General features: G+C 72.2%; 13 protein-coding genes. 3 read left to right on the plus strand and 10 right to left on the minus strand.

From position 1 onward, the window contains the following. A complete protein-coding gene (locus AB5J73_RS30095) occupies positions 1-606 on the plus strand; it encodes a class I SAM-dependent methyltransferase (protein WP_370962040.1) in 606 nt (201 codons plus the stop codon). Here the strand turns inward: AB5J73_RS30095 and AB5J73_RS30100 are convergent. Next, a complete protein-coding gene (locus tag AB5J73_RS30100; protein WP_370962041.1) occupies positions 560-1,210 on the minus strand; it encodes a hypothetical protein in 651 nt (216 codons plus the stop codon). The two genes, AB5J73_RS30095 and AB5J73_RS30100, sit on opposite strands and share 47 nt — an antisense overlap. A gap of 242 nt (positions 1,211-1,452) precedes the next feature. Beyond that, the gene (locus AB5J73_RS30105; protein WP_370973383.1) at positions 1,453-2,202 is read right to left on the minus strand and encodes an HAD family hydrolase; all 750 of its coding nucleotides are present in this window, start codon (positions 2,200-2,202) and stop codon (positions 1,453-1,455) included. Positions 2,203-2,242: 40 nt separating this feature from the next. Between AB5J73_RS30105 and AB5J73_RS30110 the strand changes: the two genes are divergently transcribed. Further along, positions 2,243-2,974, plus strand: coding sequence for an ATP-binding protein (locus tag AB5J73_RS30110; protein WP_370962042.1), 732 nt, complete (start codon positions 2,243-2,245; stop codon positions 2,972-2,974). A 23-nt stretch (positions 2,975-2,997) separates the two neighbouring features. On the opposite strand, the gene AB5J73_RS30115 is transcribed toward AB5J73_RS30110, so the two are convergent. The 6 genes from AB5J73_RS30115 to AB5J73_RS30140 form a co-directional block, all read right to left on the minus strand. Beyond that, positions 2,998-3,207, minus strand: coding sequence for a DUF2188 domain-containing protein (locus tag AB5J73_RS30115; RefSeq protein ID WP_370962043.1), 210 nt, complete (start codon positions 3,205-3,207; stop codon positions 2,998-3,000). Between the two features lie 61 nt (positions 3,208-3,268). Then, positions 3,269-4,135: a 4-hydroxyphenyl-beta-ketoacyl-CoA hydrolase gene (couO, locus tag AB5J73_RS30120; protein ID WP_370962044.1), complete on the minus strand. Its 867-nt coding sequence runs from the start codon at positions 4,133-4,135 to the stop codon at positions 3,269-3,271. 11 nt (positions 4,136-4,146) lie between these two features. After that, on the minus strand, positions 4,147-5,040 hold the full coding sequence (locus AB5J73_RS30125) for a 3-hydroxyacyl-CoA dehydrogenase NAD-binding domain-containing protein (protein WP_370962045.1): 894 nt from the start codon (positions 5,038-5,040) through the stop codon (positions 4,147-4,149). After that, positions 5,037-6,917, minus strand: coding sequence for an acetoacetate--CoA ligase (locus AB5J73_RS30130; RefSeq protein ID WP_370962046.1), 1,881 nt, complete (start codon positions 6,915-6,917; stop codon positions 5,037-5,039). The genes AB5J73_RS30125 and AB5J73_RS30130 overlap by 4 nt, the downstream gene beginning before the upstream one ends. Continuing rightward, complete coding sequence (locus AB5J73_RS30135; protein WP_370962047.1) at positions 6,914-7,690, minus strand: crotonase/enoyl-CoA hydratase family protein; 777 nt, start codon at positions 7,688-7,690, stop codon at positions 6,914-6,916. Before AB5J73_RS30135 ends, AB5J73_RS30130 begins: the two co-directional genes overlap by 4 nt. Beyond that, the gene (locus AB5J73_RS30140; protein ID WP_370962048.1) at positions 7,687-9,258 is read right to left on the minus strand and encodes a long-chain fatty acid--CoA ligase; all 1,572 of its coding nucleotides are present in this window, start codon (positions 9,256-9,258) and stop codon (positions 7,687-7,689) included. Before AB5J73_RS30140 ends, AB5J73_RS30135 begins: the two co-directional genes overlap by 4 nt. A gap of 371 nt (positions 9,259-9,629) precedes the next feature. Here AB5J73_RS30140 and AB5J73_RS30145 point away from each other — a divergent pair, with 371 nt between their 5' ends. After that, positions 9,630-10,049 carry an STAS domain-containing protein gene (locus tag AB5J73_RS30145; RefSeq protein ID WP_370962049.1) on the plus strand — a complete coding sequence of 140 codons (420 nt, stop codon included), beginning with the start codon at positions 9,630-9,632 and terminating at the stop codon, positions 10,047-10,049. 46 nt (positions 10,050-10,095) lie between these two features. On the opposite strand, the gene AB5J73_RS30150 is transcribed toward AB5J73_RS30145, so the two are convergent. Next, positions 10,096-11,886: a thiamine pyrophosphate-requiring protein gene (locus tag AB5J73_RS30150; RefSeq protein WP_370962050.1), complete on the minus strand. Its 1,791-nt coding sequence runs from the start codon at positions 11,884-11,886 to the stop codon at positions 10,096-10,098. A 105-nt stretch (positions 11,887-11,991) separates the two neighbouring features. Beyond that, positions 11,992-13,236, minus strand: coding sequence for a low temperature requirement protein A (locus tag AB5J73_RS30155; RefSeq protein ID WP_370962051.1), 1,245 nt, complete (start codon positions 13,234-13,236; stop codon positions 11,992-11,994). Between the last annotated feature and the right edge of the window lie 266 nt (positions 13,237-13,502).

Consider the following 13,502-nt stretch of genomic DNA (forward strand, 5'->3'; position numbering starts at 1 on the left):
ATGGCGAAGCGGTGGCGGCGGTACTGGGACCGGAAGTCGGCGACGTACGACGCGGAGATGGCCGTCTGGGACCGCCGCCTCTTCGCCGACTCACGGGAGTGGGCCTGCGGCCAGGCCGGCGGCGACGTGCTGGAAGTCGCCGTCGGCACCGGCCTCAACCTCCCGCACTACCCGGCCGGGGTGAGGCTCACCGGCCTCGACCTCAGCGAGGGCATGCTCGAGGTGGCCCGCGCCCGCGAGCCGGCCCGCCCGGCGACGCTGCGCCAGGGAGACGCCGAGGCCCTGCCGTTCGAGAACGCGTCCTTCGACACGGTGGTCTGCACGTTCGGCCTCTGCGCGATCCCGGACCCGGCGACGGCGGTGGCGGAGATGCTGCGGGTACTGCGCCCGGGAGGCCGCCTGATCCTGGCCGACCACGTGGTGTCGACGTCCCGTGCGGTGCGTGTGGCGCAGTGGCTCCTGGAGCTGGCGAGCGTGCCGCTGGCAGGCGAGCACTTCCGGCGGCGGCCGGTGAAGCTGGTGGAGGCCGCGGGGATGGTGGTGGAGCGGCGGGAGCGGTTCAAGCTGGGCCTGGTGGAGCGGCTGGTGGCCCGGAAGGTCGGCTGAGCGTTTGCCTCGCCCGGTACGACGCTTGGCGGCATGCGTCGGAGCAGTAGTGGCGGGGACGGCCGAAGTCGGAGGTAGCCGATCGTGGTGGCGTGACCGGGCAGGGGCACATCGAGCAGAGGATCGATCCCGCGGCCAGCTCGAAGTAGCCGTGGCGGGGGCACTGCCCGAGTTCCGGGGTTTCGGCCCCGCCCATGATCTTGGCCCGCACCCGGTCCGGAACGACGGCTTGATCCGAGTCGAGGTAGTCGCGGAGAACGTCCGAGCGCGCCGGATCGCGGAGTCGTGCGAAAGCAGATGCTTCGAGGCGTAGCACGTCGGCCCCGGGCAGGGAAAGGATCGCCGCTGTCTCGGCACGCGAGCGCGGGATGCTGTCGCGCAGCCCGAATCGCAGAACGATGATTTCCGCTTGCGTGGCCGACAACGTGGCCAGGACGGACCTGAGCTCGCGGCGGCCGTTCAGCCTGCGGAACACTCGTGTCGCCTCGGTGAAGATCTTCGGCACGTCTTCGGGTCGTGCCTGGCACAGGGCCACGATCGACACCACGCCGAAGATCGCGATGAGCAGCAGCATCGGCGACAGGTAGATGAGCAGCGTCAGCAAGGGGACCTCCGGGCACGACGAAATCGCCGGGGGGACCCGGCGGAGAAAGGGCAGAAAAAAAGCCCCGGCCGACTCGGCGGGGCTCGTGGGCACATCGATGCCCGAACTGCAACCAGGTTAGCACAGCGAAAACGCTGCCGTCAGGGACAAACGAGCAAAGGCCATCCAGGCTTTGCCCTGGTCAGGCAGGTGAACAGGAACACCCGACAGCGAGTACAAGGACTTTCGTAACGCGCCGCAAGTCAGCCGAGCAACACGCTCTCGTCCAATCCCGCCAGCAGCGCCGCGGGGTCGTCGTACACCGCGACCGCGCCCGCCTCCGTCAGTTCCGCGGCGCTCACCCCGCCCGAGCGCACCGCGACCGTCCGCACGCCCGCCTTCGTGGCCGCGTGGACGTCCCACACCGCGTCGCCGACGAAAATCGTCTCCTCCGGCGCTGTCCCGGCTCCGTCGAGGGCCGCGTACACCGGCTCCGGGTCGGGTTTGGTCGCGTCGACGTCCTCGCCGGAGACGATGGCGGTGACCACGTCGTCGACGTCGAGGACCTTGCGCAGTGCCGCCAGCTCGTCCGGACCCGCCGACGTGGCCAGCACCACGCGCACGCCTCGCGCGGCCAGGGTGCGGACCAGGTCGGGGGCGCGGTCGAACGGCCGCAGCAGCTCCGCCGTCTCCAGGTAGAAGCGGCTGTGCAGCTCCTTCGCCCGGTCGCCGACGCCGGCGGCGTCCTCCTCGCCCAGCAGCGCGCTCAGCAGCTTGCCGGCGCCCTTGCCGATCGCGCGGTGCACGCGCCACGAGTCGACCTCGCGGCCCAGCTCGGCGAACGCGCGGTGCCACGCGTGGACGTGCAGGTAGTTGGAGTCGACGAGCGTGCCGTCGACGTCGAACAGGACCGCGGTGGCGATGGCCGGCTCCTCACGTCGGGTGAGCAGCGGATACCCGCGGTCGCGCGGGAGTACACCTGGGAAGGTCGTCGCGTTTGACGGGTTCCCCAGCGGCTATCCGGTCAGCTGACACTTGTGGAGGTGGTCCGCCATGCGGGTCCGGAACCCAGCGGTGTGGCTCATCCCGCGGCACGGAGCGATCGCGAGGGCATCCGTCGGCGGGGTGCTCGACCGGACGACCTACCCACGCCTGCGGGATCGGCTGCTCGAGTTCGCGGCGGAGGCCGAGGACGCCGTGGTGATCGACGTCGAACGCCTCGAACTGCGCGACGAGCCGCTGGCTCGCGTGTTCGCGCTCGCCGCCCTGCGAACCGGTGACTGGCCGGCGATTCCGCTCGGGCTGGTGACCGATCGGCCGGAGCAGCGGGCGGTGCTGACCGCGCAAGGGGTGACCGTGCCCGTGTACCGCGACTTCGCGACGGCCGAGGCCGAGCTGGCCCGGCCGGTGCGCAGGCGGGCCGGGCAGGTGCTCGACCGGTGGCCGCGCGCTTCGGTCCGGGCTCGCGGGTTCGTCGAAGGCGTGTGCGCGCGGTGGCAGGTGCCCGAACTGGCCGAAGACGCGGCCCTGGTCGCCACCGAATACGTCGAGAACGCGCTGCGGCACACCGATTCCGCGCCTCGGCTGTGCCTGGAGCTGCGCCGCGACGGGCTGGGGATCTCGGTCTCCGACGACAGCGCGCGGCCCGCCGTGCTGCGCGAAGGGCTGGACGTGCTCGAGACGGGGCTCGGCCTGCGGATGGTGGCCAAGGTCGCGAAGACGTGGGGGAGCAGCCGGGTGCGGTCCGGCGGCAAGGTCGTGTGGGCGGTGCTGGCCCGGCGGTGAAGTGTCCGTTGTGGACACCCGGCTCAGGCCCGGCGGCGGTAGTCGCGTTCGGACTCGACCTCGCCCTGCGGGGTGTGGACCACGTGGCCGACCCGCCGCTTCTTCGCGAGCTGCCGCCCGGCCAGTACGGCGTCGACGCGGCGGGGGGACGTGTTGGACGCCCGGGTGCCGCCTTCGAGCCGGTTCTTCCACAGCCCGTCCTCGTAGTAGGTGTGCACGTCACCGTCCGCCACGACGCCTCCCATCGAGAACCCGGACCCGTCGGGTGCCCGGAGGCGGTGCGGCCAAACGTGTTCAGGCCAGGCCGAGCACCCGGACGGCGTTGTCCTTGAGGATCAGCGGCCGGACCTCGTCCTTGAGGTCGAGCGCGGCGAAGTCGGCGAGCCAGCGGTCCGGGGTGATGACCGGGAAGTCCGAGCCGAACAGGACTTTCCGCTTCAGCAGCGAGTTCGCCGCGCGGACCAGCTGGGGCGGGAAGTACTTCGGCGACCAGCCCGACAGGTCGATGTACACGTTCGCCTTGTGCGTCGCGACCGAGATCGCCTCGTCCTGCCACGGCACCGACGGGTGGGCCAGGATGATCGTCAGGGCCGGGAAGTCCGCGGCGACGTCGTCGAGCAGCATCGGGTTCGAGTAGCGCAGCTTGATGCCGTGCCCGCCGGGCAGCCCGGCGCCGATCCCGGTCTGGCCGGTGTGGAACAGCGCCGGCACGCCGAGCTCCTGGATCGCTTCGTACAGCGGGTAGAACCGCACGTCGTTCGGCTCGAACGCCTGCAGGCTCGGGTGGAACTTGAAGCCGCGCACCCCGTGCTCGCCGACCAGCCGCCGCGCGCGGGCGACCGCGGCCTTGCCGGCGTGCGGGTCGACCGAGCCGAACGGGATGAGCACGTCGGCGTGCTCGGCGGCCGCGTCGGCGATTTCCTCGCTCGACAGCGCGGGGTGCCCGGTGGCGGCCGGCGCTTCGACCGTGAAGACGACGGCGGCCATGTTCCGCGCCCGGTAGTGCTCGGCGATCGAGGCCACCGTCGGGGTGCGGTCCTGATCGGCGCGGAAGTACTTCGCCGAAGCGTCCAGGAGCTCCTGGTCGAGGGCGAAACAGCCGTGGCCGTCCTGTTCGACGTGGGTGTGCACGTCGATGGCGGTCAGCGAGGAAAGATCCACGAAAACTCCAGTCAGGGCAGGTCGGGCTGGGCGGCCTTGGCGGCCAGCAGGCGGTGCAGGACGGCGTCGCGCGCGGTGACGAGGGTCCGCTGATCGGTGCCGGCGAGCTCGGCGTCGACGCCGGCGACGAGCGTCTCGGCGAGCTCCGGCGTGAGGTGGACGCGGCCGAGGTCGCGCCACCACGCTTCGGTCGGCGGGCCGAGGTGGGCCAGGACGTGCGCCAGCCCGCCCGCGCCGCCGGAGAGGTGCTGGTTGACGAACGGCCCGAGCACGGCCCAGCGCAGGCCGGGGCCGTTGGCGATCGCGGCGTCGATGTCGGCGACGGTCGCGATGCCGCGCTCCACCAGCGAGTACGCCTCCTGCCACAGCGCGGCCTGCAGCCGGTTGGCGATGTGGCCGGGCACCTCGCGGGACAGCCGGATCGGCCGCTTCCCGACCGAGGTGTAGAACGCCACGGCCCGGTCGACGGCCTCGGGCGCGGTGTCGCGGCCGGGCACGACTTCGACGAGCGGGATCAGGTGCGGCGGGTTGAACGGGTGCCCGACGACCACGCGTTCCGGGTGGTGCGGGCAGCCGCGCGCGATGGCGCTCGGGAGCAGCCCGGACGAGCTGCTGGCCAGGATCACGTCGGGGCGCGCGGCCTCGTCGAGGACGGCGAACAGGGCGTGCTTCACGTCTTCGCGCTCAGGACCGTTCTCCTGGACGAAGTCCGCGGCGGCCGCCGCTTCGCCGGCGTCGGCGACGAACCGCAGCCGGTCCGCCGGGGTGCCTTCGAGGGCACTTCGCAACCGCTCTTCGGCGCCGGGCGCCGGATCGGTGGCGACGACGTCGAGGCCGCCGTCGAGGAAGAGCCTCGCCCAGCTCGCGCCGATCACGCCGGTGCCGACGACCGCGACGGTGCTCATGCGGGCGTCCCGAAGTGGTCCAGCGCGGTGGGATCGGCCAGGACGTCCCGGCCGACGACGTCTTCGGCGCGGGCGCCGAGCAGGAGCTTCTTCACGGGCACCTCCAGTTTCTTCCCGGTGCGGTTGCGGGGGATCGCCGGGACGGCGGTGATCGCGTCCGGCACGTGCCGCGGCGACAGCGCGCTCTTCAGCGCCTCCGAGATCTTCTTGCGCAGCGACGCGTCCAACGTGCCGTCGCGGAGGACGACGAACAGCCGGAGGTCGCCGTTGCCGCCCGCGGGGTCTTCGAGGTGCACGACCAGGGAGTCCTCGACCTCGGGCAGTTCCTCGACCACCGCGTAGAACTCGGCGGTGCCGAGCCGGACGCCGCCGCGGTTCAAGGTGGCGTCCGAGCGGCCCGCGATGACGCAGCTGCCCCCGGGGGAGAACCGGATCCAGTCGCCGTGCCGCCACACGCCGGGGTAGGTGCCGAAGTACGTCTCCCGGTAGCGCTCGCCGGTGTCGTCGCCCCAGAACCCGACCGGCATGGACGGCATCGGCGCGGTGATCACCAGCTCACCCAGCTCGCCGACGACCGGCTTCCCGGCTTCGTCGAACGCCTTCGCGTCGACGCCCAGGCACGGCCCGGAGATTTCGCCGGCGATGACGGGCTGCAGCGGGCCGCCCTGGACGATCCCGCTGCAGACGTCGGTGCCGCCGCTGCCGACGTTGAGCAGCACGTCCGGCCCGAAGACGTCCCGCACCCAGTGGTAGCCCTCGGCCGGCAGCGGGCTCCCGGCCGCGCCGAGCTGCCGCAGCGCCGTCAGGTCGAACGAAGCGGCCGGATCGAGGCCCGCTTTGCGGCACGCCATCAGGAACCCCGGGCTCGCGCCCATCAGCGTCGCGCGGGTTTCGGCGGCCAGCCGCCATTGCCACGCCAGGTCCGGGTGCAGCGGGTTGCCGTCGACGAGCACGATCGACGCGCCGGTGAGCAGGCCGGAGACGAGCGCGTTCCACATCATCCAGGCGGTGGTGGAGAACCACAGCATCCGGTCGCCGGGGCGCAGGTCCCAGCTGAGCCCGTGGTTCTTGAGGTGTTCCAGCAGCAGTCCGCCGTGGCCGTGCACGATCGCCTTCGGCTTCCCGGTGGTGCCGGAGGAGAACAGCACGCAGAGCGGGTGCGCGAACCCGACGGGCTCGAACCCGGGCGTGCTTTCGGTCAGCAGCTCGCCCCAGGGCGTCGTGCCGGGGAGGCCGTGCTCGCCGTAGGGGACGTGCACGACGTGCTCGACGGTCGGCAGGCCGGCGCGGATCTCGGCGACTTCGCCGCGGCGGTCGACGTCCTTGGCGCCGTAGCGGTACCCGGACACGGTCAGCAGCACCCGCGGCTCGACCTGGCCGAACCGGTCGACCACCGAGCGGGCGCCGAACTCCGGTGCGCAGGACGCCCAGACCGCGCCGAGGCTCGCGACCGCGAGGTGGGCGACCACGGTCTCCGGGATGTTCGGCAGGTACGCGACGACCCGGTCACCGCGCCGGACACCGAGCCGGCGCAGCCCGGCGCGGGCCCTGGCGACCTGGTCGCGCAGCTCACCCCAGGTCAGCTCGGTGCGTTCGCGCGTCTGGGAGTACGCGATGACGGCGAGCTCGCCCGCCGGGCCGCCGAGCGCGTGCTCGGCGTAGTTCAGGGTCGCGCCGGGGAACCATTCGGTGCCGGGCATCCGCGGGTCCGGGACGACGGCCGTCGCGGGGGAGTGGAAGCGGACGCCGAAGAAGTCCTTGATCGACGACCAGAAGCCGTCGAGGTCGGTGACGGACCAGCGGTGCAGCGCGGCGTAGTCGTCGAACGCGTGGCCGCGGCCGGCCAGCCACGCCAGGTACCGGCCGATCTCGGTCATCGGCCGACCTTCCCCGCGCGCTTGTCGAGGAACGCCCGCATCCGTTCCTTCGCTTCGGCGCTGCCGCTCGCGACCGCCGCCATCAGCGCCTCCATCAGGTACCCCTCGGCCGGGTTGGCCTCGGCGATGCGGGGCAGCGCCTGCAGGACGGCGAAGTTCGTGATCGGCGAGTTCGCGGCGATCTTGCGGGCCAGCTCCATGGCGTGCTCGAGGCCGTTTTCGGCGCGGTAGTGGGAAAGCCCGGCGGCGTGGCCTTCGTCGGCGTCGAGCACGCGGCCGGTGAGCATCATGTCGGCCATCCGGTGCGCGCCGATCAGCCGCGGTACCCGCACCGACGCGCCCCCGCCGACGAACAGGCCGCGCTGGCCCTCCGGCAGCGCGTAGAACGCCGAGGCCTCGGCGACGCGGATGTGCGCGGCGGCCGCCAGCTCCAGGCCGCCGCCGACGACCGCGCCCTTGAGCACGGCGACGACCGGGACGTGCCCGCGTTCGAGCCGCTCGAAGGCGCGGTGCCACATCATCGAGTGCGCCAGGCCCTCGAACGCGTCGCGCTCGGTGAGCTCGGCCAGGTCGAGCCCGGCCGAGAAGTGCTCGCCCACGGCGTCGAGCACAACCGCCTTCACCCCGGACGGCGGCGCTCCGAAGAACGCTTCGAGACCGAGCACGGTGGCGTCGTCGAGGGCGTTGCGCTTCTCCGGGCGGGCCAGCCGCAGCACGGCGACCTCGTCGTGCAGTTCCAGGCGCAGGGAAGGGGGCAGCAGGGCGGTGGTCATGCGGGTCCGTTCGGGAAGGTGGTGGCGGCCCGCGCGCGGAGTTCGACGCGGCGGATCTTGCCGGTGGCGTTGCGGGGCAGGGCGTCGGTGAACTCGACGTGCTTGGGGACCTTGTAGCGGGCGAGGTGCTGTTCGAGGTGGGCGCGGAAGGCCGCCTCGTCGAGCCGGGAGCCGGGGCGCGGGACGACGAAGGCGGCGCCGACCTCGCCCCAGCGCGCGTCGGGCACGCCGACCACGGCGACCGCGTCGACCGCGTCGAGCTGCGCGGCGACCGCCTCGACCTCGGCGGGGTAGACGTTCTCGCCGCCGGAGATGATCACGTCCTTGACCCGGTCGACGACGTGGGCCCAGCCGTCGTCGTCGACGCGGACGACGTCCCCGGTCCGGAACCAGTCGTCTTCGACGAAGCTCGCTTTCGACTCCTCGGGCCGGTTCCAGTAGCCGGAGAAGACGTGCGGGCCGCGCACCAGCAGCTCGGCGGGTGCCGCCCCGAGCGGCTCCGGGCCGAGGTCCGGGCCGAGCGCGGCGACGTCGGTGAAAAAGTGCGGGACGCCGGCCGCGACCGGGTGGGCCGGAGTGCCGTCGTGGGTGGCCATCGAGACGCCCGGCGCGGCTTCGGTCATGCCGTAGCCCTGCAGCAGTTGCACGCCGCGGTCGAGCCAGGCGCGGGCGACGCGCTCGGCCACCGGCGAGCCGCCGTAGAGGACGCAGGTGAGCGAGCTCAGGTCGGTGCTGTCCCAGTCTTCGTGGCGGCACAGCATGTCGAGCATCGTGGGGACGGCGGAGAAGCTCGTGATCCCGGCCGCGCCGATCCGGCCGAGGATCGCGCCCGCGTCGAACTTCGCGACCGGCTCCACGCTGCCGCCCTTGAACAGCGTCGGCAGCGTGATCTGGCCCAGCCCCACGCAGTGGAACAGCGGCGCGATGCACAACGCCCGGTCGGTGCCCAGGACGTCGAGGTGGGCGAGCTGGTTGACGGTGTTCCAGGTCAGGTTGCCGTGGGTGAGGACCGCCGCCTTGGGCCGTCCGGTGGTGCCGGAGGTGTAGAGCAGCAGGCACGGGTCGGCCAGCCGGACCCCGGTGGCCGGCGCGGGTCCGCCCGCGGTCAGCTCGGCCTCGAAGGCCAGCCCGCCGGCCGGGCACGACGCCGGGTCCGTCGCCAGGACGTGCCGCACCGGCAGCGGGCCGGCCGCCGCGACCAGCGCGTCGGTGTCCGGGCTGTGCACCAGGACCGAAGCGCCGCTGTCGTCGAGCATGTACCGGATTTCCGCGCCGGAGAGCCGGTAGTTGAGCGGGACGAAGAGCGCGCCGCAGCGGGCGGTGGCGAAGAGCGCTTCGAAGACGGTGACGGCGTTGACGCCGAGGTAGGCCACCCGGTCGCCGGGGCGCACTCCCAGCCGGGTCAGCGCGCCGGCCAGCCGCTCGACGCGCTCGGCGAGGGCGGCGTACGTCAGCGTGCGGTCTTGCCCGCCGCCGGCGACGAGCGCGGTGCGGTCCGGCGAGATCCGCGCCCGCCGCGCGGGCCAGCTGCCCAGGCCGAAATCGGCCGGGCCGGGAGATCGGGTCACGGCTTTCGTCTCCTTGTCACCGGTGACAGGGTTCCTGGTACGGGCGGTTGCGGACCGTCTTGCTCAGCGGAGATTCCGCGGGGGTGGATGTAAGGAAACCTGATATACGTCCAGGATGCGCAGTGCGCGCTCCGGTGTCAAGAGTGAGGTGCCGCGCCGGAAACTTCACCCGGATGGGTGGTTTGAACTGCGAAGACGCCCTTCGCATGCGGGGGCGCCGGGTTCGGCCGTTGGCGGGGTTGCGCCGTTTGGATCAAGGGATAGGCTGCGAAGTGCGGTTCAGCAAGCATCAGCCGCCCCCCGATTTGTCAGCGTTCGAGCGGGCCGGTGAGACCCGTTCGTCACGTCATCTTCGAATGAGGCGTGGAGAAATGTTAGTCGTCCAGCCCCCCGCGACGGCGATCCCCGTGGTGCCGTCGGCGCGTCAGCCGCGCAGCCCGTTCGACATCCAGGTCGTCCGCCCGTACTTCGGCGCGGTCATGGTGAAGATCCGCGGCGCCCTCGACGAAGACAGCGCCGCCCAGCTCCGCTCGGCGCTGAGCACGTGGGCGCACCGCCGGTTCCCGGTCCTGGTGCTCGACCTGTCCGAGGTCGACCTCCTCGACTCGGCCGGCCTCGCCGCCCTCGGCGGCATCCAGGCCAGGACGGTCCGGGAGAACGCGACCCTGCGGATCGTCACCGGCGACAACCGCGTCGTCCGCCGCGCGTTGTCGGGCAGCGGGCTCGACCACGCCCTGAACGTCAGCCGGCTGCCGTCCGGCTGGGAACGGGCCACGGAGATCCACAGCTGACCCGGAACACGGTGCCGCCGGTGGGGATTCCGGCGGCACCGTCCGGTCAGCGGCTCCTCGGCAGAAACTCCTGGAGCTTGGTCTTGAGGCCCTGCGCGACGAGGTGGAACGCCTCCGGGTCGCCCTTGAGCACCGCCTGGGCGGCCGACTTCACCTGCTCGAACGTCGCGTGCGGCGGGATCGGCGGCACCTCCGGGTCGCAGCGGACGTCCAGCACCGCCGGTTTCCCCGCGGACAGCGCGGTGTCCCACGCCGACGCGAGCTGGTCCGGCTTGTCCACGGTGACCGCGGTGAGCCCGAGCGACAGCGCGAACCCGGCGTAGTCGACGTCCGGGAGGCTCTGGGACTCCTCGAACTTCGGCGCGCCGCCCATCGCGCGCAGCTCCCAGGTGACCTGGTTGAGGTCGTTGTTGTGGAACACGCAGATCACGCACGTCGGGTCGGTCCACCGCGCCTGGTAGCGGGCGATGGTGATCAGCTCGGCGAGACCGTTCATCTGCATGGCGCCGTCGCCGACGAGGGCGATCACCGGCCGGTCGGGGTGGGCGAACTTCGCGCCGATCGCGTACGGCACGGCCGGGCCCATGGTGGCCAGCGTCCCCGACAGCGACCCGCGGATGTCGCCGCGGATGCGCAGGTTGCGGGCGTACCAGTTGGGGGCGGAACCGGAGTCGGCGGTGACGATGGCGTTGTCCGGGATCCGCTTGGACAGCTCGGACACGACGGCCATCGGGTTCACCGGGTCGGCGTCGACCTCGGCCTCCTGCTCGACGGTGTCCCACCAGGAGGCGACGTTCTTCTCGATCGTGTCGCGCCAGGAGCGGTCCGGTTTGCTCGTCAGCTTGGGCAGCAGGGCGCGCAGGGTGGCCGCGGCGTCGCCGACGAGGGTGACCTCGGTGGGGTAGCGCATGCCGATGAGCCGGCCGTCCAGGTCGATCTGCACCGCGCGGGCCTGGCCGAAGGCGGGGAGGAACTGGCTGTAGGGGAAGTTGGAGCCGACGATCAGCAGCGTGTCGCAGTCGCGCATCAGCTCGTAGCTCGGCCGGGTACCGAGCAACCCGATCGCGCCGGTCACCCACGGCAGCTCGTCGGACAGGACGTCCTTGCCCAGCAACGCTTTCGCCGCCCCGGCCGCGGTGACCTCGGCGACCTGGCGGACCTCCTCGGCCGCGCCGCGCGCACCCTGCCCGACGAGGATGGCGACCTTCTCCCCGGCGTTGAGCACTTCGGCCGCGGCGTCGAGGTCGGGCTCGGGCGGGACCGGCGCGGTCCAGGACGTGCTCGGCGGGCTGGAGGGCACGTGCTTGAACGCGTGCTTCGGTGCTTCGTACGGTTCTTCCTGCAGGTCGGCGGGGATGATCAGGGCGGTGGGGCAGCGGGCGGACTCGGCGGTGCGGAACGCGCGGTCGAGCGCGTTCGGCAGCTGCTCGGCGACGTTGACCTCGACGAGGTATTCGCCGGCGACGTCCTTGAACAGCGACTGCAGGTCGACTTCCTGCTGGTAGCTGCCGCCCATGGCGCTGCGCGCGGTCTGCCCGACGATCGCGACGACCGGGACGTGGTCGAGCTTGGCGTCGTAGAGGCCGTTGAGCAGGTGGATCGCGCCGGGGCCGGAGGTGGCCAGGCAGACGCCGGGTTTGCCGCTGAACTTCGCGTACCCGACGGCGGCGAAGGCGGCCATTTCTTCGTGCCGGGTTTGCACGAAGCGCGGCTCGTTGCCGGCTTTGCCGAAGGCGGCGACGATGCCGTTGATCCCGTCGCCGGGGTAGGCGAAGACCTGCTCGACGCCCCATTCGCGCAGTCGCTGGAGCAGGTAGTCGCCGACGGTCTGGCTCATGAGTACTCCCTTGTGCTGCGATACCGCTTCGCAGTGGGCGTACCCGGTTTCGGCGACATCATGTTTGCCGGCGCTCCGGCGGCCGGGGTCAGGCCGGCGCCGGGTTCACGGGCCCTCCAAGCTGCGCTGCCGCAGGAAGGTCAGCGGGTCGTCGCCCATGCGGTCCAGGGCCCGCCGCCGGAACGTCGACGCGATCGCGGCCGCGCCGACGCCCCACACCGCGATCACCAGGATCACCGCCGGTGCCGGGAGGAGGCGGTCCAGGAAGGCCAGGCACACCGTGGTCGCCAGGGCCGCCGTCCGGGTCAGGCCGTGGTACCAGCGGTGGGAGCCGGCCGCGAAGACGCGGGTGCCGAGCAGGTAGATCGTCAGGCCCGCCGTGGCGAACCACACCGCCGCGTGGGGCGGGGACTCGTGCAGCGCCAGGTTCACCCCCGCCGCGATGAGGACCAGGGCGAACGCCGGGGGCAGGTGGCCGCCCGCGTACAGCGAATACGCGAGCGCCGGGTTGCCGCCGGAGAGGTCGAGCATCCGCTCGTAGATCCGCGCCGCCGACGTGAAGTACAGCCACCACAGCGCGCCGGTCAGCACCAGGCCGCCGATCATGGCCAGCCAGTAGGCGACGTCGTCGGCCGGGCGCTCGAGCGCCGCCGTGCCGACCGTGATCACCAGCTCGCCCAGCAGCAGGATCATGAACAGCCCGAAGCGCTCGGCGAGGTGGGCCGAGTCGACCGCGAGGTTGGGGTCGTGCGGGGCCGCGATCAGTTCGCGCCACCGGGTCGCGCGCGACGGCCGTTCGCCGCGCCGCCGGCGGGGCCGGTCGCCCAGCAGCAGGAAGCCCGCCTCCTGCAGCAGCGCGAACACCCAGAACGCCCACGTGTGGGGCGCGAACGCCGAGGCCGCGAAGAGCACCGCCGACGCCGTGTAGCCCCAGCTGATCCGGCGCTGGTCGAGCCCTTCGCGGGACGGCCACCGGTGCGCGGCCGCCAGGATCACGCGGACGCCGGCCATGGCCAGCGCGAAGATCGCCGGGTGCCCGTCGAAGACGTGGTGCGCCTGGGTGGCGGCGATCGCGCACGGGATGGTGCCGGCGAGCACGAACAGCCGGTCGGCGGCGCGGCTGTCGTCGCCGCGGCGGTTGTAGAGCACGGCGAAGCCGATCCACGTCCACCACAGCGTCGCGAACAGGCCGAGCGCGGCGGCGACCCGCGGCCACTCGGGTTCGGCCACGATGCCGTGCGCCACCTGGCCCACCGCGAACACGAAGACCAGGTCGAAGTACAGCTCGACCCACCCGACCCGCTTGCCGTGTCCCGGCGCGGCGCCGGCGTTGTCGTCCACATCGGTCACGGCGGCGATTCTGCCGGGTCGGGTGCGGGGCGGCCCACCCGGCGTGGGTGAGAATGAATAACAAACCATTTGAACAATGGCCGACTTCGCCACGGACGGTCAATGCGCAGCGGGCGTGGGTAAATCTGCCGACATCAGTTCGTGTTGCTCAGTAACGGCTGGAGCTGGGCGAATATAGCTTGTACGGTGTACAAGCAGCGACCGGTGAAACACCAAGCGTGAGCCGCGAAAGAATTCGATGCCGACCCTCGCGAAACGCCGCGCCC

It is taken from the genome of Amycolatopsis sp. cg9, assembly GCF_041346945.1.
Lineage (GTDB): Bacteria > Actinomycetota > Actinomycetes > Mycobacteriales > Pseudonocardiaceae > Amycolatopsis.